Origin of the sequence: Pseudomonas sp. ATCC 43928 (assembly GCF_005938665.2) — a bacterium.
Taxonomy (GTDB): Bacteria; Pseudomonadota; Gammaproteobacteria; order Pseudomonadales; family Pseudomonadaceae; genus Aquipseudomonas.
The window spans coordinates 6310490-6328309 of sequence record NZ_CP041753.1 but is presented as its reverse complement, the minus strand read 5'-3'; the positions used below and the strand labels follow the sequence as shown (position 1 = coordinate 6328309).

The following is a 17820-nucleotide window of genomic DNA, read 5'->3' as shown; positions in this document are numbered from 1 at the left end:
GCTCAGTGCAAACAAAGGATGGGGCTTTCCTTGAAAGCCTGCCTTGGATCTTGCCAGACTAACGGTTGTTCGGATGCCCTGTAACAGGCTGCTGAGCACGTGGTTAAAAAGAAAAACTGGAGCATTACCCATGAAGGCATTAGGTATGAAGATAACTGGCAAGACCCTCCTCGCCATGTCCCTGATGGGCGTGATGGCGGGCGCCGTTCAGGCCGACGATAAAGTGCTGCACGTGTACAACTGGTCCGATTACATCGCACCGGACACCATCGCGAACTTCGAAAAAGAGTCCGGGATCAAGGTGGTGTACGACGTATTCGACAGCAACGAAACCCTGGAAGCCAAGTTGCTGGCAGGCAAGTCCGGTTACGACGTTGTCGTACCGTCGAACAACTTCCTCGCCAAGCAAATCAAGGCCGGTGTTTACCGGGAGCTGGACAAGTCCAAGCTGTCCAACTACGGCAACCTGAACAAATCACTGCTTAAAGCGGTTTCCGTCAGTGACCCGGACAACAAACATGCCTTCCCTTACATGTGGGGCTCGATCGGGATCGGTTACAACCCTGAGAAAGTCAAGGCAGCACTGGGCGTCGACACGATCGATTCCTGGGACACCCTGCTCAAGCCTGAAAACATTGCCAAGCTCAAGGGCTGCGGTGTGAGCTTCCTGGATTCGCCGACCGAAATGCTGCCGGTCGCCCTGCATTACCTGGGTCTGCCAACCGACAGCCAGAAGAAAGAAGACATCAAGAAAGCCGAGGAGCTGTTCCTCAAGATTCGTCCTTCGATCACCTACTTCCACTCCTCGAAGTACATCTCGGACCTGGCCAACGGCAACATCTGCGTAGCCGTCGGCTATTCGGGTGACGTCCAGCAAGCCAAGTCCCGTGCTGCCGAAGCCGGTGACAAGGTGAAAGTCAGCTACGCCATTCCAAAAGAAGGCGCTGGCAGCTTCTACGACATGGTCGCAATCCCCAAGGATGCGGAAAACGTCGAGGGGGCCTACAAGTTCATGAACTACCTGCTGCAACCGAAAGTAATGGCTGACATCACCAACGCTGTGCGTTTCCCTAACGGTAATGCTGAAGCCACCCAGTATGTGAGCAAGGACATCACTTCGGATCCGGGCATCTATCCGACTCCTGAAGTACAGGCCAAGCTGTATGCGATCGCTGATTTGCCAGCCGCAACCCAGCGTGAACTGACCCGCAGCTGGACCAAGATCAAATCCGGTAAATAAGTAATAAACCTGTAGCCGCTGCCGCAGCCTTGGGCAGCGACTACAGGGCTCTGCATAAAAGTTTTGCTGGAACGGTTTTTCGAGGGTAAGTTGCGCGCCGGTTTTGTTGTCAGGCAGCCATGGCTGTCATGTAGCGCGGGGCAACTTGGGCCCAACTAATTTTAGAGGACCTCCACTTGCCTGTTTTTTCTTTGTTGCGCAATGCCCTGCTGGTCGGCGCCGGGCTGACGCTTGCCGTCAGTGCCCAGGCCACCGGCACGGTGCATATTTATAACTGGTCGGACTACATCGGTGAGACCACCCTGGCCGACTTTCAGAAAGACGCCGGTATCAAGCCGATTTACGACGTATTCGATTCCAACGAAACCCTGGAAGGCAAATTGCTGGCCGGGCGTACCGGTTACGACGTGGTCGTGCCGTCCAACCATTTCCTTGGCAAGCAGATCAAGGCCGGCGCTTTCCAGAAGCTCGACAAGTCTAAGCTAGGCAACTATTCCAACCTCGACCCGGTGTTGCTCAAGCGCCTGGAGCAGAACGATCCGGGTAACCAATATGCCGTGCCGTATCTGTGGGGCACCAACGGCATCGGTTACAACGTCGACAAGATCAAGGCTGTGCTGGGGCTCGACAAGATCGACTCCTGGGATGTGGTGTTCGAGCCGCAAAACATCAAGAAGCTGCACAGCTGCGGCGTCGCGTTCCTCGACTCCGCCGATGAAATGATGCCCACGGTCCTCAACTACATGGGCCTGAACGCCAATAGCACCAACCCCGAAGACTACAAAAAGGCCGAGGCTAAATTGCTGGCGGTGCGGCCTTATGTGACGTACTTCCACTCATCCAAATACATCGCGGACCTGGCCAACGGCGATATCTGCGTTGCGATCGGTTTTTCCGGCGACATTTTCCAGGCCAAGGCACGCGCGGCTGAAGCCGGTAAAGGCATGAACATCGCCTACTCGATTCCAAAAGAGGGTGGCGCACTCTGGTTCGACATGCTGGCGATCCCCAAGGACGCGGCCAACGTCAAGGAAGCCCACGCCTTCATCAACTATTTGCTCAAGCCTGAGGTGATCGCCAAGGTCAGCGATGCCGTGGGCTACGCCAACCCAAACCCTGGGTCGGACAAACTGATGGAACAATCCATACGCACCGACGCGTCGGTTTATCCGCCGCAAGCGGTCCTCGACAAGATGTACGTGTCCATCGAGTTACCGCCGAACATTCAACGTTTGATGACGCGCAGCTGGACCAAGGTCAAGTCGGGCAAATAGCGTCAAACTATCCAGGTTCGCCACATTGAGCGAACTGCAAATTCTGTTGGGAGTTTCGTAAATGGCAGTTGCCTCCGGCGCCTATAAGAAAGCCCTCGAGGGCGACCAATCACCTAAACAGGTGTTGGTCAAAATCGACCGGGTCACCAAAAAGTTCGACGAGACGATTGCCGTGGACGACGTGTCCCTGGAAATCAAGAAAGGCGAAATCTTCGCCTTGCTCGGCGGCTCGGGTTCGGGCAAATCCACCTTGCTGCGGATGCTGGCAGGTTTCGAACGGCCCACGGAGGGGCGCATTTTCCTTGATGGCGTAGACATCACTGACATGCCGCCGTACGAGCGGCCGATCAACATGATGTTCCAGTCCTACGCCTTGTTCCCGCACATGACCGTGGCGCAGAACATCGCTTTCGGCCTCAAGCAGGACAAGATCCCGACGGCCGAGGTCGATGCCCGCGTGGCCGAGATGCTCAAGCTGGTGCAGATGAGCGAGTACGCCAAGCGCAAACCGCATCAGCTGTCCGGTGGTCAGCGTCAGCGCGTGGCCCTGGCGCGTTCGTTGGCCAAGCGGCCGAAGCTGTTGTTGCTCGACGAACCGATGGGCGCGCTGGACAAGAAACTGCGTTCGCAAATGCAGCTGGAACTGGTCGAGATCATTGAACGCGTCGGCGTAACCTGCGTCATGGTGACCCACGACCAGGAAGAGGCCATGACCATGGCCGAGCGCATCGCGATCATGCACCTGGGCTGGATCGCCCAGATCGGCAGCCCGATCGACATCTACGAAACCCCGACCAGCCGCCTGGTCTGCGAATTCATCGGCAACGTCAACATCTTCGAAGGTGAAGTGGTGGACGATGCCGAGGGCCATGCACTGATCACCTGCAAGGATCTGGACCGCAACATTTACGTGGGTCACGGCATCAGCACCTCGGTGCAGGACAAGTCCGTTACCTATGCGATCCGTCCGGAAAAACTGCTGGTGACGGCCGAAATGCCGACCTGCGAACACAACTGGTCCAGCGGCAAGGTGCACGACATCGCCTACCTCGGCGGCCATTCGGTGTTCTACGTCGAACTGCCGAGCGGCAAGCTGGTGCAGTCCTTCGTCGCCAACGCCGAGCGCCGTGGCCAGCGCCCGACCTGGGGTGACCAGGTTTACGTGTGGTGGGAAGACGACAGCGGCGTGGTACTTCGCTCATGAACATGCGCAAACTCAAACGCCGGCTCAATCGAATACTTCCCGGTGGCCGTCAGCTGGTCATCGGGGTTCCGTTCATCTGGCTGTTCATGTTCTTCATGCTGCCGTTCTTCATCGTCCTGAAGATCAGCTTCGCTGAAGCCGACGTGGCCATTCCGCCGTACACCGAGATCTACACCTTCGTTGACCAGAAACTGCAGGTGCTGCTCAACCTGGCCAACTACGCGATGCTGGGCGATGACGAGTTGTACATCGCCGCTTACCTAGGCTCGCTGAAGATGGCGCTGTTCAGCACCATCCTCTGCCTGCTGATCGGCTACCCGATGGCCTATGGCATTGCCACCGCCCGCAAAGAGCTGCAAACGGTGCTGGTGCTGCTGATCATGATGCCGACCTGGACCGCGATCCTGATCCGCGTGTACGCGTGGATGGGCATCCTCAGCAACAACGGGCTGCTCAATGGTTTTCTGATGAGCATGGGCTGGATCGACGAGCCGTTGCAGATCCTCAATACCAACCTGGCGGTTTATATCGGGGTTGTTTACTCCTATCTGCCATTCATGATCCTGCCGCTCTACGCCAACCTGGTGAAACACGATCACAGCCTGCTGGAAGCCGCATCGGACCTCGGTTCGAGCAACTTCAACAGCTTCTGGAAGATCACCGTGCCGCTGTCGAAAAACGGCATTATCGCCGGCTGCATGCTGGTGTTCATCCCGGTGGTGGGGGAGTTCGTGATCCCGGAACTGCTCGGCGGTCCGGAAACCCTGATGATCGGTAAAGTGCTCTGGCAAGAGTTCTTCAACAACCGCGACTGGCCGGTGGCGTCTGCCCTGGCGGTGGTGATGCTGGCAATCCTGATTGTGCCGATCATCCTGTTCAACCGCAGTCAGGCCAAGGAAATGGAGGGTAAAGAATGAAGCGCTTCCGTTTCTCGAACCTGATGCTGGTGCTGGGTCTGCTGTTCATCTACGCACCGATGCTGATTCTGGTGATCTACTCGTTCAACGCCTCGAAACTGGTAACGGTGTGGGGCGGCTGGTCGGTGAAGTGGTACGTCGGCCTGCTCGACAACACGCAACTGATGGGCTCAGTGGTGCGCTCGCTGGAAATCGCTTGCTACACGGCGATAGCGGCGGTGGCATTGGGGACGCTGGCGGCGTTCGTGCTGACCCGCATCACCCGCTTCAAGGGCCGCACACTGTTTGGCGGCCTGGTCACCGCACCGCTGGTGATGCCGGAAGTGATCACTGGTCTGTCGCTGTTGCTGCTGTTCGTGGCCATGGCGCAGATGATCGGCTGGCCGCAGGAGCGCGGCATCGTCACCATCTGGATCGCTCACACCACATTCTGTGCAGCCTATGTGGCGGTGGTGGTGTCGGCGCGCTTGCGTGAATTGGATTTGTCCATCGAAGAAGCCGCCATGGACCTCGGTGCGCGGCCATGGAAAGTGTTCTTCCTGATCACCATTCCAATGATCGCGCCGTCACTGGCGGCCGGCGGCATGATGTCGTTTGCCTTGTCGCTGGATGATTTGGTGTTGGCGAGCTTTGTGTCCGGGCCAGGCTCCACGACCCTGCCGATGGAAGTGTTCTCGGCGGTGCGCCTGGGCGTGAAGCCTGAGATCAACGCCGTGGCCAGCCTGATTCTGCTGGCGGTGTCGCTGGTGACCTTCCTGGTCTGGTTCTTCAGCCGTCGCGCCGAAGAAAGCCGCAAACGTGCGATCCAGCAAGCCATCGAGGAAGCCGCTGCCGACTCCTGGAAACAACCGGACGTACGTCGGGCGCAGGCACCGGAAGCGGCTTAAAACTGCTGCCGATCAAAAGATCGCAACCTGCGGCAGCTCCTACAGTGGAATGTGAATCCCGTAAGAGTTGCCGCAGGCTGCGATCTTTTGACTTTATGGCCCAGAATTTTGTGGCGAAGGCGTCAGCCCGGCCAGAAAAAATCTACCGCGCCGGCAACAGCTTCAAGGTGCTGCGGGTATTGGCCATCACTTCTTCCTCATTGAAATTCGCCTGGTAATAAACCCCTTCGATATACGCCTCGGCCTGGTCGGCATAGTGGCTGTTGAACGGCACGCCGCTCTGGCCCACCGGGTTGATGGTCAGGCTATGGGCCGGGTCGGCGAAGTCGATCAGCCGCCGGGTCGACGGGCCGTAGGTCACGGGCCACGGCGCCGAGCCGATCTTGGCCGAGAGGTTGTTCGGTACTTCGTGGGTGCCGGGTGCCGCGAATGGGCCAACGTTGAAAATCTGGTCCAGGGGCTTTTGCATCCCCAGTGGATGGCCGTGGGTCAGGGTGTGCGCCTTGCCCCACTGCCATTGCGCGGAATCGGCGCCAAGGGTGGCTTTGAGATGAGCCATGCTCGCTTGCCAGGCCACCTTGACCGTATCGGCGCGGGTTTCCTTGCCAGGGGTGTTGCGATTGTCCCACCACGGCGAGTCGGCGGAGGCCGCCAGGCGCGGCAGCGCGGCATCGATCACCCGGGTCGGGAGCAGCGTTTCGAAGAAGTCATTGCCCAGTTCATCGTGCATCGTCGCGTCGGCGAGGTTGAACAGAAACTGGTTGAACAGGGTGGCGCTGATGGAGTCCAGTGGGTAATCGCCGCTCCACTGCGCCAGTTGCTCCACCAGTTTGAGTTCGGCCGGGTCGCTCACCACTTCACGCAGTACCGGCAGCAAAGGCGCCAGCAAGCGCGGCCCGTAGGCGGTGGTCGTACCCAGTTGCAGCTTCTGGTTGGCCGCGTTGTCCCACTTCACGTTCTTGTCGCTGAGCTGGCGATTGAGCTGCTGCCCGCGATCGGCGAGGTTGTAGTAGCCGGGAATTTCCATGCCGGTCGGCGACACCGGTTGGAAGTTGGCCGAGACGATGTAGCCCCGCGCCGGGTTTTCTTCCTGCGGGTTGGCACTGAACGGGTAAAAACCTTCCTTGTCTGCCTGAGGGGTGCTGCCGTCGAGGATGAAACCGGGCTTCACCCCGGCCGGACGCTTGGGCAGCAACGCCGAGGCCCACCAGCCGATATCGCCCTTGGCGTTGGCGTAGACGATGTTCAACCCTGGAGCCTGAACCTTGGCGGCCGCGGCGCGGGCCTTGGCCAGGGTGTCGGCGCGGTTGAGCTGGTAGAAGCCGTCAAGGATCGGATTCGGGGTTTCGAGGAACGCCCACCACATGGCTACCGGCGTCTTGCCGGCGGCAGTGCCAAGCGCATCGTTGACGATCGGGCCATGGGGCGACTGGCGCAGCGTCAATGTGACCGGTGACTGGCCTTTCACTGCGATCTGTTGTTCGGTGGTGACCATGTCCACCCACTTGCCGCGATACCAGACCTGGTTCGGGTTGTCCGGGTTGACCTTCTCGGCGATCAGGTCCAGATCGTCGTTCTGGAACATCGTCAGGCTCCAGCCGAAGTCCAGGTTGTGGCCGAGAAATGCAAACGGCACCAGCGCCTGATGGTAGCCATACAGCTCGAAGCCTGGCGCCGACAGGTGCGCCTCGTACCACACTGACGGCACCGAGAAGCGTATGTGCGGGTCACCGGCAAGCAGCGGCTTGCCGCTTTTGCTGCGGTTGCCGGAAATCACCCAGGCGTTGCTGCCTTCGAATTGCGGCAGGCCGTGGTCGGCCAGAGCCTGCTCACTCAGACGGGCAAGGGCGTTCAGGTCTTTCCAGTCACTGGCGGCGAGGACCGGCGGGGGGCTGGCGCGCCTTTTGGCCAGTACGCCGTTGGGTTGCCAGTCGAGATCGAAGATGTTCAGGTAATCGGCGCCCAGTTGGTCACGCACGTAAGTCAGCAAGGGTTCGGTGCGAAACGCCGCGGCAAAGCTGTAGGCCATGTAGCCGGCGATGCTGATGCTGTCTTCGGCGGTGAAAGGGCGCTTGGGGATTCCCAGCACGTCGAACTCTACTGGCGCGGCGTGGCTGTCCTGATATTGATTGATGCCGTCCAGATAGGCTTGCAGGGCCTTCCACGCCGGCGACTCACGATCCAGCGCGGCCACGTAACTGTCAGCACGTTCGCGGATGCGCAGGCTGCGAAACAGTTTGTCGGTGTCGAGCAGTTTCGGGCCGAGGACTTCGGCCAGCTCACCACGGGCCAGGCGCCGCACGGCTTCCATCTGGAACAGTCGGTCCTGGGCCTGCACGTAGCCGAGGGCGCGGTAGAGGTCGGTTTCGTTTTCGGCGCGGATATGCGGCACGCCGCGCTCGTCGTAGCGCACGGTCACTGAACCTTGCAGATGCTGCAACGCCACCTGGCCCTGGCGCGTCGGTTGTTTGCTGTACACATACCAGCCGCCCCCGGCGGCGAGCGCGACGATCAGCAAGGCAAGTACGGTCAGGACGCGTTTCATGGTGACTCCTTGTTCTTTCGGGGTTGCCCCCGTGCGGGCTGCAAACGTGTAGCACAGACCTCCTGTGCCGGGCATCGCGGTCCTGGAAAAGTCAGGAATGCCTTACTTCGCCTTCGCAGGCCACGGGCAGTAGCAACCCACCGCCATCGTATGGGTGGCGTTCACCGCCCTGCCTGCGTTCAGCGCTTGCAGGATGGGCTCGATAAAACTGTTGCTCGAATTGCAGGTCAGGCCTTCGCTGTACGGGCCGAAATATGCCAGCTTGCCGTCGCGGTCCCATATCGCCACTGCCGGACTGGCGGGAATCTGTTCGGAGCCAGGCAGGGCAGCGAGGGTTTTCAGGCGGCTCAAGGTGCCGGGCAACTGGCCGTGACTGCCGGGCTTTTGTACCGTATAGAACTCGACGCCCTGCGGTACATATTGCTCAACCAGTTCAGTCAGGTGTTGTTGGTTGCCGACATTGCATGGGCAGGCCGGGTCCCAGAAGTGCACCAGGCGAATGGCGCCGGGGCCGGCGAGTTCGTCGGGCAGGCGCAACGGGTCGCCGGAGAACACGGCGGTGTGCGAACTGAAGGCTCGCAGGTAGCGTCCCTGAAACCAGTCGTAAGCGGCCCACAGCACACTGGCACACACAAGGGCGAGCAGGCTGGCAAGCAGTGTGGTGCGATAGGCCGGGCGCATGGGTTTCAATCCTCGAAGGTCGGCTAGCTTGCCATGCTTGCTGCGACAGATGAATATCGCAGGCCGATAAAGTCCGTTTAGCGCTCTGGAATAGCCCATGTCTGCCACTTTCGATCCCGATCATTTGCGTGCCAGCCTGCGGCCGTTGGCCGAGTGGCGGCCGCTGTCGACGGAGGCCATGGCCTATCAGCGTTTTTACGGGCTGGATTTTCCACAGCGGACCCTGCGCCGTGGCTTGGGGCGTTTCGAGATCGATGGTTATGAAGTGGTCAGCCAGCTCTGGTGGCCCGAGCGGGCGAAGGCGACGCTGTTTCTATTTCACGGCTTCTACGATCACACCGGGCTCTACCGGCATGTGATCGAGTGGGCGCTGGACCAAGGGTTTGCGGTAATCGCCTGCGACCTGCCGGGGCATGGCTTGTCCAGTGGCGAACGGGCGAGTATCAAGGACTTCGCCGAGTACCAGAGCGCCCTGCAAGGCCTGCTGGCCGAGGCGCAGTCGTTGGGCCTTCCGCAGCCCTGGCACTTGTGCGGGCAAAGCACCGGCGGGGCGATTGTGATCGACCATGTACTCAATCAAGGTGCGAGCAGCCCGGCCCAGGGGCAAGTGATTCTGCTGTCGCCCTTGGTGCGGCCGCGAGCCTGGGGTTGGTCGCGGCTCAGTTATTACCTGCTCAAGCCGTTTGTCAAAGGCATCGCCCGGCGCTTCAGCGAGAATTCCAACGACCCTGACTTCCTCGCTTTCCTGCAGGCCGATCCGCTGCAACCGCTGCGTCTGCCAACGGCCTGGGTCGGTGCGCTGGGACGGTGGATCAAGCGTATCGAAGCGGCACCGAGCAGCCCGCGGCGGCCGCTGATCGTGCAGGGGCAGGCGGACATGACCGTGGATTGGGAGCACAACCTTGAAGTGCTGCGAGGCAAGTTCGATCGGCCCCAGGTGTTGATGCTGCCTGAGGCGCGGCATCATCTGGCGAATGAGTCGCCGGGGTTGCGGCAGGAGTATTTCGGGTTTTTGACCAAGCGCATGAGTCGGGATCGGCGGTGACATTTCGATAGTCTTCGCGGGCCATTTCACGGACGCCAAAAATTACTGGGTCAGGCTCGACGTACTTTGCCCCACTGCCAACCCCGCCCGAATCGCCGCCAATGCCGCTTGGTAATAAGCCTTGCCTTCAGAGGACTCGGCAAAGGTCGAAAACTCTTCCAGTTCGTCATCCGACAGGTCGCGATAGACATACAGCAGCGTGTTGTTCAGGTCGGCGCCGATCTGCTCCATCAGGCGCTGGCGCTGACCGTTCAACATGCCTTGAGCCTGACCGTTGCCGAGCAAGCCAGGGATCATCGAACTCAGGCTGTCGGCCGCGACGCCTGCGATCGCCAGGCTGACTTCAGCGCCGGCCTCGCGGGCGGGCAGGGCCTGGGCCAGGTGGCCGATGATCAGTTGACGGGTATCGCTGGCTTGCATCTTCGGCAAGCCCTTGGCGTTTTTCGCCAATTGATCGCGACGGGTCGCCAGCAGTTCGGCGGCGACGATTTTCTTGCCCAGGGGCGATTGAAAGAAGGTCAGCGCAGGTTTCGGGTCGGCGAGCTTCTTGCGCAGTTGCGCTTCGGCGCGCTGGTCCATGGCCTTGGGGGCGAACCGCAGATTGCTGTTGTCGACCAGGGCCTGGAACACTGCCGGTGGCAAGCTGTTCTGATAGCGCTGCTGAGCGGCCGAGAGAGCATCGTTGAAATGCGCGCGTTGTTCTGGCCAACCGGCGACCTTGTACAACTGGTCGTGGCCGTCCGCCCAGGCGGGCAAAACGCAGAACATCAACAGTGAGAAAAGCAAGCGACGCATAGGGACTCCTGTCAGCAGGCGACTATTCTCCGTGCGGCATTCGTACTTGTCGAGAATTCGTATCAGGTTGAGTACCTTATCCGACCAATCCTCCGCTGCGTGGCTCTGTCGGATTTGCGGGCACAGGAATACTATGCGCGCCATGCACATACCCTCTGATCATCCACTGCTGTTACGTATCGTCGACGACCTGGCCGAACACGGCTGGTCGCAGCAGAATATTTTCCTGCCCCTGGACCTGACCCGGGCGCTGGCCGCCGAATGTCGTAAACGTGCCGCCGAGGGTGAGCTCGCCCCGGCCGCCGTGGGGCGCGGGGCGTTTTCGGAGATTCGCGAGGGCATTCGCGGCGACCATATCCAGTGGCTCGAACCCGGCCAGGCCGAGTCCTGCGACAGCTACCTGGGGTTGATGGACAGCCTGCGTGAGGCGATGAATCGTGGTTTGTTCCTGGGCCTGGAAGATTTCGAAAGCCATTTCGCCCTGTACCCGCCCGGCGCTTTCTACCTCAAGCATGTCGACCGTTTCCGTGACGACGACCGGCGCATGGTCTCGGCGGTGATCTACCTCAACGACGCCTGGCTGCCCGAGCATGGCGGTCAGTTGCGCATGTACCTGGACGAAGGCGTCGAACACGATGTGGTGCCCACCGGCGGATGCCTGGTGGTGTTCCTGTCGGGCGACGTGCCCCACGAAGTCCTGCCCGCGACCCGAGAACGCCTGTCCTTGACGGGCTGGTTCCGCCGTCGTGGCAACGAGCCGTTCTAATCATGCAAAAAATTCTGGTAAGCCGCTGTTTGCTCGGTCACCGCGTCCGTTACGACGGCGGGGCCAGCGGGCCGTTCGATCTGTTGGAACAGTGGATTGCCGAGGGCCGGGTGGTGCCGTTGTGTCCGGAAGTCGCCGGCGGGTTGCCGACACCCAGGGCTGCGGCGGAAATTCCCGGCGGGCAGGGCGGTGAAGTGCTTGATGGCCTTGCATCGGTCATCACCACCGAGGGCGAGGACGTCAGTGCCGAGTTTCTATCGGGGGCTTCTCAGGCGCTGGAGCTGGTGCAACAGCACGGCATCCGGATTGCCGTGCTCAAGGCCAACAGCCCGTCTTGCGGGAATCTGCTGACCTATGACGGGACGTTCAGTGGAGTGAAGGTCAGCGGTGAGGGCGTGACCGCCGCGCTGCTCAAGCGCCATGGTGTGCAAGTCTTCAGCGAGCTGGAGTTGCCGCAAGCGGCGCAGGCCCTGGCAACCCTGAAGTAACAGCCCGCAGGGTTACTCATTCGCCCGAATCAAGGTTTCGGCGCCACACCCGCATCTGCCCCAAACCACTTTTGCTCCAGCGCCTCCAGCCGGCCATCGGCCTTGATCCGCTGCATTGCATTCTCAAGGCTGGCATGAAACGCCGGATTACCCTTCTGAAACGGAATCGCCAGGCTCACAGGGGTGGCCTTCGGTTTTTGTTCCATCAGCGACTGCACCAACAGGATTGATCGTGGTTGCTCTTCTTTCTGCGCGATCAATTGTGCGTTGGTGTGAATGTAAGGTTCGCTGAAGTCGAAACGATCCTTCAGGTCCGGGGTCAGTGCTATGTGATTGATGGCAACGTCGTATTTGCCGCTTTCGACGCCGGTCATCAGATCGTCGGAATCGGTGACGACGAAGTCGGCCCGTACATCCAGCTCATTGGCCAGCAGTTGACCCAACTCGACCTCGAACCCGGTCAGTTTGCCGTCATCCTTGAAATTGAAGGGCGGTGTATTAGCCTCAAGAGCAATGCGCAATTCGCCGCGGTCGTTTACATCGTCCATCAGTTCGGCATGAGCCAAAGGGCTCAAAAGGGGTAGCAGGCAGATCAGGCCAGGCAAAAAGCGCATGGTCACTCCTTTGAATTCATTTATCTATCGCGACGCGCTGTTCAGGCTCGCTTTGCTATGGTTATTGAGTGCCTTCGACAACGAATGGCCGTTAAGTTGTTCACGGTCGAGCGAATTTTACGGAAAAACTGGAGAAGAGAATGAAAAGCTTTATGTCACGAGCAGCATTGGCTGGTGTGCTGATGGGTGTTTCGGTGCTGGCCGGTGCCGCCACCCCGGCTCCGAAGGGGGCAGAAGTGTTCATCGTATCTCCTGCGGACGGAGCCACGGTCGCGCAAACCTTTACAGTGAATTTCGGCGTCAAGGAAATCGCACTGGCACCAGCGGGCGACACCACCAAAAACACTGGGCACCACCATCTGCTGATCGATGTCGACAAACTACCGGCTGCCGGCGCTCCGATTCCAAACGATGCCAATCACATGCACTTTGGCAAAGCGCAGACTCACGCTGAAATCAAACTGGCACCGGGCAAGCACACCTTGCAGCTCGAACTGGGCGACAGCGGTCACATGCCGTTCGAGCCGCCGATCGTGTCGAAGAAAATCACCGTGACGGTGAAGTAACTTTTCCACAGCGATAAAAAAGCAGCCGTAAAAAAGGGAGCTCCGAGGAGCTCCCTTTTTTGTCGCTCAAGTCGCGATCAGAACAACACGCGGCAACGAATGGTGCCGTTGATGTGCTGCAGCTTCTCTTGCGCCATTTCCGAGTAATCGGCATCGACGTCGATCACGACGTAGCCGACTTTCTCGTTGGTCTGCAGGAACTGACCGGAAATGTTGATGCCGTTTTCGGCGAAGACCTTGTTGATCTCGCTCATCACACCCGGAATGTTTTCGTGGATGTGCAGCAGACGGTGCTTGCCAGGGTGAGCCGGCAAGGCCACTTCCGGGAAGTTCACGGACGATACCGACGTACCGTTGTCGCTGTACTTGACCAGTTTTTCCGCCACTTCCAGGCCGATGTTGGCCTGCGCTTCAGCGGTAGAACCACCGATGTGCGGGGTCAGGATCACGTTGTCCAGGCCACGCAGCGGGCTTTCGAACTCTTCTTCGTTGGAGCGTGGCTCCACCGGGAATACGTCGATGGCCGCGCCGATCAGGTGCTTGTCCTTGATCGCGTCCGCCAGGGCGTCCAGTTCGACCACGGTGCCGCGCGCGGCGTTGATCAGGATGCCGCCCTTCTTGATGGCGCGGATTTCCTTCTCGCCGATCATCCACTGGGTGGCAGCGGTTTCCGGAACGTGCAGGGTGACGATGTCGGACATGCCCAACAGCTCGTGCAGGTTGCCGACCTGGGTGGCGTTGCCCAATGGCAGCTTGGTCACGGTGTCGTAGAAGTAAACCTGCATCCCTAAGCCTTCAGCCAGGACCGACAGTTGAGTGCCGATCGAGCCGTAACCGACGATACCCAGCTTTTTACCGCGGATTTCGAAGGAGTTGGCTGCGCTTTTGATCCAGCCGCCACGGTGGCAGGAAGCGTTCTTCTCAGGGATGCCGCGCAGCAACAGGATCGCCTCGGCCAGCACCAGCTCGGCAACGGAGCGAGTGTTGGAGTACGGCGCGTTGAATACCGCGATACCGCGTTCGCGAGCCGCGTTGAGGTCGACCTGGTTGGTGCCGATGCAGAAACAGCCGACAGCCACCAGTTTCTTCGCGTGATCGAAGATCTCTTCGGTCAGTTGAGTGCGGGAGCGAATGCCGATGAAGTGAGCATCAGCGATCTTTTCCTTCAGCTGGGCGTCCGGCAGAGAACCTGTGAGGTACTCGATGCTGGTGTAGCCCGCCGCCTTGAGGACGTCGACAGCCGATTGGTGGACGCCTTCGAGAAGAAGGAACTTGATCTTGCTCTTATCGAGAGAAGTCTTGCTCATCTGCGTAAACCTGTGTCCCGGAGAAAAAATGGCAGGGAAGGGAGCAGCCAGAGCTGACCCGGACGGCAGGAAAGCCGTCGCCGCAGAACAGCCTTTGGGCACTATCCTGCGGGGTCGGTATGCTAGCATATGCGACCTGCTAACACTCATTCTGCGACGTGAAGCGTACTCAGGATGACCATGAATTGTTCGAGAGTTCTGTCGATGACCAATCCTGCGCTGATTGATGAGCTGAAGACCCTGGTTGAGCCTGGCAAGGTGCTGACCGACGTCGACTCCCTGAACGCTTACGGCAAGGATTGGACCAAACATTTCGCCCCGGCCCCGACGGCCATTGTGTTCCCCAAGACCATCGAGCAGGTCCAGGCCATTGTCCGTTGGGCCAATGAACACAAGGTTGCACTGGTGCCGTCCGGCGGTCGTACCGGGCTTTCTGCCGCAGCAGTGGCGGCCAATGGCGAAGTGGTCGTGTCCTTCGACTACATGAACCAGATTCTCGACGTGAACCTCACCGATCGCACCGTTGTTTGTCAGCCGGGCGTGGTTACCGAACAATTACAGAGCAAGGCTGAAGAGCACGGTTTGTACTACCCGGTGGACTTCGCTTCGGCAGGTTCCAGCCAGATTGGCGGCAATATCGGCACCAATGCCGGCGGGATCAAGGTGATTCGCTACGGCATGACCCGTAACTGGGTGGCCGGCATGAAAGTCGTCACCGGCAAGGGCGATCTGCTGGAACTGAACAAAGACCTGATCAAGAACGCCACCGGCTACGACCTGCGTCAGCTGTTCATCGGCGCTGAAGGCACCCTGGGTTTTGTCGTCGAAGCCACCATGCGTCTGGACCGTGCGCCGAAAAACCTTACCGCGATGGTGCTCGGTACCGCCGATTTCGATTCGATCATGCCGGTATTGCACGCGTTCCAGAGCAAACTTGACCTGACTGCCTTCGAATTCTTCTCCGACAAAGCCCTGGCCAAGGTCATGGCACGCGGCGATGTGCCGGCGCCGTTCGAATCCGACTGCCCGTTCTATGCATTGCTGGAATTCGAAGCGACCACCGATGAAGTGGCCAATCACGCCCTGGAAACCTTCGAGTACTGCGTCGAGCAGGGCTGGGTGCTGGACGGTGTGATGAGCCAGAGCGAAACCCAGTTGCAGAACCTCTGGAAGCTGCGCGAGTACATCTCCGAAACCATTTCCCACTGGACGCCGTACAAAAACGACATTTCGGTCACTGTGTCGAAAGTCCCGGGGTTCCTGAAGGAAATCGACGCGATCGTCGGCGAACACTACCCGGACTTCGAAATCGTCTGGTTCGGCCACATCGGCGACGGCAACCTGCACTTGAACATCCTCAAGCCGGATAACCTGAGCAAGGATGAGTTCTTCGCCAAGTGCGCCACCGTCAACAAGTGGGTGTTCGAAACCGTCGAGAAGTACAACGGTTCGATTTCCGCCGAACACGGCGTGGGCATGACCAAACGTGACTACTTGACCTATAGCCGCTCACCGGTTGAGATCGAGTACATGAAAGCCGTCAAGGCGGTGTTCGACCCGAATGGCATCATGAACCCGGGCAAGATTTTCGCTGTTTGATTCTTCGAACTTTAAGAGCACGAAGCAGGAGTCGGTCAATGAGCTATCAGCACCAGTATGTCGACGGAACGCGTATTCATTTTCCGCTGGGGAAAGTGGTGTGCATCGGCCGCAACTACGCCGAACACGCCAAGGAACTGGACAACCCGGTGCCCACCGAACCACTGCTGTTCATCAAACCCGGCAGCTGCGTGGTGCCACTGGAAGGCAGCTTCAGCATTCCGACCGAGCGCGGTTCGGTGCATTACGAAGCAGAAATAGCGGTGCTGATCGGCAAGCCATTGTCGACCAAGCCGAGCCGCGAAGAAGTGCTGGATGCCATCTCCGGCTTCGCCCCGGCCCTGGACCTGACCCTGCGCGACAAGCAGGCCGAGCTTAAAGCCAAGGGCCTGCCGTGGGAAATCGCCAAGTGCTTTGACGGTGCGGCGGTGATTGCGCCATTCGTGGCTGGCAGCACGTTTACCGACCTGACCGACATCGGCATCCGCCTGACCATCAATGGTGAAGTCCGCCAGGATGGCAACACCAAGGACATGCTCAATCCGATCGTGCCGATGATCCAGTACATGGCCGGCTGCTTCTCGCTGCAGGCCGGTGACGTGATCCTCACTGGCACGCCGGTGGGCGTTGGCCCGCTGAACGTCGGTGACGAACTGGTGCTCGAATTGCCGGGTGTCAGCCGCTTTACCAGTAGCGTTCTCTAAAAAGCAAAAAATCGCAGCCTGCCGCAGGCTGCGATCTTTTGATCTTGGCTGCCCACACAGGGCAATCCGGCCATTTCCCGTTTTTTTCACATTTTGTCTGGATAATTCCGGGGCTTATGGCATCTGAGCCTGTCCCAATGTGCTATTACCCATAGCCTGAATTTCTGGAACGCATCCCTGAATGGCCATCGAATCGCTGCCCAAGCTGAAAACTGCCCGCCGCTCGCGCTTTGTCATGCGTTGGTATTTCTGGCTTTTACTGGTGGCGGTCGCCGCTTATGGCCTTGCGTTTGCGATGCATTGGGATGATCGCGGTGTGCTCTGGGTGAAGGAGCGCTTCGAAAGCCCTGCCGAACGAAAAGAGAGTGTCTGGCTGCCGGACTATCGGGCGGTGATCGACGCCAAACTGCTGCCGGGCATGGAGAAGGACGAAGCGTCGGACGTGTCTTACGACCCGCAGACCAAAACCCTGTTCTCCGTGATGGGCAAGAACCCGTTCCTGGTCGAGCTGACGTTGCAAGGCGACGTGTTGCGCAAAATGCCGCTGGTGGGGTGGAGCAACCCGGAAGGGGTGACGGTAATGGGCAATGGTTTGCTGGCGATTACCGATGAGCGCGAACACCTGCTCTCGATCGTCAAGGTCGATGCCGATACGCGCGAGCTGAACATCGCCAATTTCCCGAAATACGATCTCGGCCCCTCGAAAAACCAGAATAAAGGCTTCGAAGCCGTCGTCTGGGATGCCCGTCGCCAGCAACTGCTGCTGGGTGAAGAGCGTCCACCAGCGCTGTTCAGCTGGAAAAGCGATGGCAGCCAGATCCTGAAGGGTGACAAGCAGAAACTCTCCAGCGACGCACTGGATGTCCGTAACCTGTCGGCCCTGGCCATCGATCCGCGCACCGGTCACACCCTGGTGCTGTCCGCCGACTCTCACTTGTTGCTGGAACTGGACGAGAAGGGCGAGCAGGTCAGTTTCATGACCTTGCTCGGAGGGTTCAATGGCCTGAAGAAAACCATTCCCCGTGCCGAAGGCGTCACCATGGACGAAGCGGGCACGCTGTACATGGTGAGCGAGCCGAACCTGTTCTACCGCTTCGAAAAGCAACAGGTTCGGTAGTTGCGGTAGAAGGTCGCGGGCCATTAGGGTTTTAATTCAGGCAGCCGTGGTGTTTCATCCGCCCGTCCTGT

At 59.3% G+C, this 17820-nt stretch carries 17 protein-coding genes; 12 read left to right on the top strand and 5 right to left on the bottom strand.

What is annotated here, in order from left to right:
• The first annotated feature begins 145 nt into the window (after positions 1 to 145).
• The 5 genes from FFH90_RS29245 (at position 146) to FFH90_RS29225 (ending at position 5522) form a co-directional block, all read left to right on the top strand.
• Positions 146 to 1240, top strand: a complete 1095-nt coding sequence (locus FFH90_RS29245; protein ID WP_018928634.1) for a polyamine ABC transporter substrate-binding protein — start codon at positions 146 to 148, stop codon at positions 1238 to 1240.
• 176 nt (positions 1241 to 1416) lie between these two features.
• Positions 1417 to 2514 carry a polyamine ABC transporter substrate-binding protein gene (locus tag FFH90_RS29240; protein WP_018928635.1) on the top strand — a complete coding sequence of 366 codons (1098 nt, stop codon included), beginning with the start codon at positions 1417 to 1419 and terminating at the stop codon, positions 2512 to 2514.
• A gap of 61 nt (positions 2515 to 2575) precedes the next feature.
• Positions 2576 to 3718: an ABC transporter ATP-binding protein gene (locus FFH90_RS29235; RefSeq protein WP_018928636.1), complete on the top strand. Its 1143-nt coding sequence runs from the start codon at positions 2576 to 2578 to the stop codon at positions 3716 to 3718.
• Positions 3715 to 4635 carry an ABC transporter permease subunit gene (locus tag FFH90_RS29230; RefSeq protein ID WP_018928637.1) on the top strand — a complete coding sequence of 307 codons (921 nt, stop codon included), beginning with the start codon at positions 3715 to 3717 and terminating at the stop codon, positions 4633 to 4635. Before FFH90_RS29235 ends, FFH90_RS29230 begins: the two co-directional genes overlap by 4 nt.
• Positions 4632 to 5522, top strand: a complete 891-nt coding sequence (locus tag FFH90_RS29225) for an ABC transporter permease subunit (RefSeq protein WP_018928638.1) — start codon at positions 4632 to 4634, stop codon at positions 5520 to 5522. Before FFH90_RS29230 ends, FFH90_RS29225 begins: the two co-directional genes overlap by 4 nt.
• A 142-nt stretch (positions 5523 to 5664) precedes the next feature.
• On the opposite strand, the gene FFH90_RS29220 is transcribed toward FFH90_RS29225, so the two are convergent.
• Positions 5665 to 8067 carry a penicillin acylase family protein gene (locus FFH90_RS29220; protein WP_138866468.1) on the bottom strand — a complete coding sequence of 801 codons (2403 nt, stop codon included), beginning with the start codon at positions 8065 to 8067 and terminating at the stop codon, positions 5665 to 5667.
• Between the two features lie 102 nt (positions 8068 to 8169).
• Entirely contained in the window at positions 8170 to 8748 is a 579-nt protein-coding gene (locus tag FFH90_RS29215) for a DUF6436 domain-containing protein (protein ID WP_138866467.1), read from the bottom strand.
• Positions 8749 to 8845: 97 nt separating this feature from the next.
• Between FFH90_RS29215 and FFH90_RS29210 the strand changes: the two genes are divergently transcribed.
• On the top strand, positions 8846 to 9793 hold the full coding sequence (locus tag FFH90_RS29210) for an alpha/beta hydrolase (protein WP_018928641.1): 948 nt from the start codon (positions 8846 to 8848) through the stop codon (positions 9791 to 9793).
• A gap of 42 nt (positions 9794 to 9835) precedes the next feature.
• Here the strand turns inward: FFH90_RS29210 and FFH90_RS29205 are convergent, their stop codons facing one another.
• On the bottom strand, positions 9836 to 10588 hold the full coding sequence (locus FFH90_RS29205; RefSeq protein ID WP_018928642.1) for a DUF2059 domain-containing protein: 753 nt from the start codon (positions 10586 to 10588) through the stop codon (positions 9836 to 9838).
• A gap of 133 nt (positions 10589 to 10721) precedes the next feature.
• Here FFH90_RS29205 and FFH90_RS29200 point away from each other — a divergent pair, with 133 nt between their 5' ends.
• Complete coding sequence (locus FFH90_RS29200; protein ID WP_018928643.1) at positions 10722 to 11354, top strand: 2OG-Fe(II) oxygenase; 633 nt, start codon at positions 10722 to 10724, stop codon at positions 11352 to 11354.
• 2 nt (positions 11355 to 11356) lie between these two features.
• Positions 11357 to 11842 (top strand): DUF523 domain-containing protein, encoded by a 486-nt coding sequence (locus FFH90_RS29195; protein ID WP_018928644.1) that lies wholly within the window; start codon positions 11357 to 11359, stop codon positions 11840 to 11842.
• 29 nt (positions 11843 to 11871) lie between these two features.
• Here the strand turns inward: FFH90_RS29195 and FFH90_RS29190 are convergent, their stop codons facing one another.
• Positions 11872 to 12456 (bottom strand): transporter substrate-binding domain-containing protein, encoded by a 585-nt coding sequence (locus FFH90_RS29190; RefSeq protein WP_138866466.1) that lies wholly within the window; start codon positions 12454 to 12456, stop codon positions 11872 to 11874.
• A gap of 140 nt (positions 12457 to 12596) precedes the next feature.
• Between FFH90_RS29190 and FFH90_RS29185 the strand changes: the two genes are divergently transcribed.
• Positions 12597 to 13022 (top strand): DUF4399 domain-containing protein, encoded by a 426-nt coding sequence (locus FFH90_RS29185; protein ID WP_111453006.1) that lies wholly within the window; start codon positions 12597 to 12599, stop codon positions 13020 to 13022.
• 77 nt (positions 13023 to 13099) lie between these two features.
• Here the strand turns inward: FFH90_RS29185 and serA are convergent, their stop codons facing one another.
• On the bottom strand, positions 13100 to 14329 hold the full coding sequence (serA, locus tag FFH90_RS29180; RefSeq protein ID WP_018928647.1) for a phosphoglycerate dehydrogenase: 1230 nt from the start codon (positions 14327 to 14329) through the stop codon (positions 13100 to 13102).
• A 204-nt stretch (positions 14330 to 14533) separates the two neighbouring features.
• Between serA and FFH90_RS29170 the strand changes: the two genes are divergently transcribed.
• From FFH90_RS29170 to FFH90_RS29160, 3 genes are all read left to right on the top strand, one after another.
• Positions 14534 to 15928: an FAD-binding oxidoreductase gene (locus tag FFH90_RS29170; protein ID WP_138866465.1), complete on the top strand. Its 1395-nt coding sequence runs from the start codon at positions 14534 to 14536 to the stop codon at positions 15926 to 15928.
• Between the two features lie 38 nt (positions 15929 to 15966).
• Positions 15967 to 16632 carry a fumarylacetoacetate hydrolase family protein gene (locus tag FFH90_RS29165; RefSeq protein ID WP_018928649.1) on the top strand — a complete coding sequence of 222 codons (666 nt, stop codon included), beginning with the start codon at positions 15967 to 15969 and terminating at the stop codon, positions 16630 to 16632.
• A 181-nt stretch (positions 16633 to 16813) separates the two neighbouring features.
• Positions 16814 to 17749: an SdiA-regulated domain-containing protein gene (locus FFH90_RS29160; protein WP_018928650.1), complete on the top strand. Its 936-nt coding sequence runs from the start codon at positions 16814 to 16816 to the stop codon at positions 17747 to 17749.
• Positions 17750 to 17820 lie beyond the last annotated feature (71 nt).

What these genes read in the sequence shown, in the direction of transcription:
- FFH90_RS29210 (WP_018928641.1), top strand. Translation starts at nt 8,846, where the DNA reads ATGTCTGCCACTTTCGATCCCGATCATTTGCGTGCCAGCCTGCGGCCG.
- FFH90_RS29170 (WP_138866465.1), top strand. Translation starts at nt 14,534, where the DNA reads ATGACCAATCCTGCGCTGATTGATGAGCTGAAGACCCTGGTTGAGCCT.
- FFH90_RS29160 (WP_018928650.1), top strand. Translation starts at nt 16,814, where the DNA reads ATGGCCATCGAATCGCTGCCCAAGCTGAAAACTGCCCGCCGCTCGCGC.
- FFH90_RS29235 (WP_018928636.1), top strand. Translation starts at nt 2,576, where the DNA reads ATGGCAGTTGCCTCCGGCGCCTATAAGAAAGCCCTCGAGGGCGACCAA.
- FFH90_RS29185 (WP_111453006.1), top strand. Translation starts at nt 12,597, where the DNA reads ATGAAAAGCTTTATGTCACGAGCAGCATTGGCTGGTGTGCTGATGGGT.
- FFH90_RS29215 (WP_138866467.1), bottom strand. Translation starts at nt 8,748, where the DNA reads ATGCGCCCGGCCTATCGCACCACACTGCTTGCCAGCCTGCTCGCCCTT.
- FFH90_RS29195 (WP_018928644.1), top strand. Translation starts at nt 11,357, where the DNA reads ATGCAAAAAATTCTGGTAAGCCGCTGTTTGCTCGGTCACCGCGTCCGT.
- FFH90_RS29220 (WP_138866468.1), bottom strand. Translation starts at nt 8,067, where the DNA reads ATGAAACGCGTCCTGACCGTACTTGCCTTGCTGATCGTCGCGCTCGCC.
- FFH90_RS29225 (WP_018928638.1), top strand. Translation starts at nt 4,632, where the DNA reads ATGAAGCGCTTCCGTTTCTCGAACCTGATGCTGGTGCTGGGTCTGCTG.
- FFH90_RS29200 (WP_018928643.1), top strand. Translation starts at nt 10,722, where the DNA reads ATGCGCGCCATGCACATACCCTCTGATCATCCACTGCTGTTACGTATC.
- FFH90_RS29205 (WP_018928642.1), bottom strand. Translation starts at nt 10,588, where the DNA reads ATGCGTCGCTTGCTTTTCTCACTGTTGATGTTCTGCGTTTTGCCCGCC.
- FFH90_RS29190 (WP_138866466.1), bottom strand. Translation starts at nt 12,456, where the DNA reads ATGCGCTTTTTGCCTGGCCTGATCTGCCTGCTACCCCTTTTGAGCCCT.
- FFH90_RS29245 (WP_018928634.1), top strand. Translation starts at nt 146, where the DNA reads ATGAAGATAACTGGCAAGACCCTCCTCGCCATGTCCCTGATGGGCGTG.
- FFH90_RS29230 (WP_018928637.1), top strand. Translation starts at nt 3,715, where the DNA reads ATGAACATGCGCAAACTCAAACGCCGGCTCAATCGAATACTTCCCGGT.
- serA (WP_018928647.1), bottom strand. Translation starts at nt 14,329, where the DNA reads ATGAGCAAGACTTCTCTCGATAAGAGCAAGATCAAGTTCCTTCTTCTC.
- FFH90_RS29165 (WP_018928649.1), top strand. Translation starts at nt 15,967, where the DNA reads ATGAGCTATCAGCACCAGTATGTCGACGGAACGCGTATTCATTTTCCG.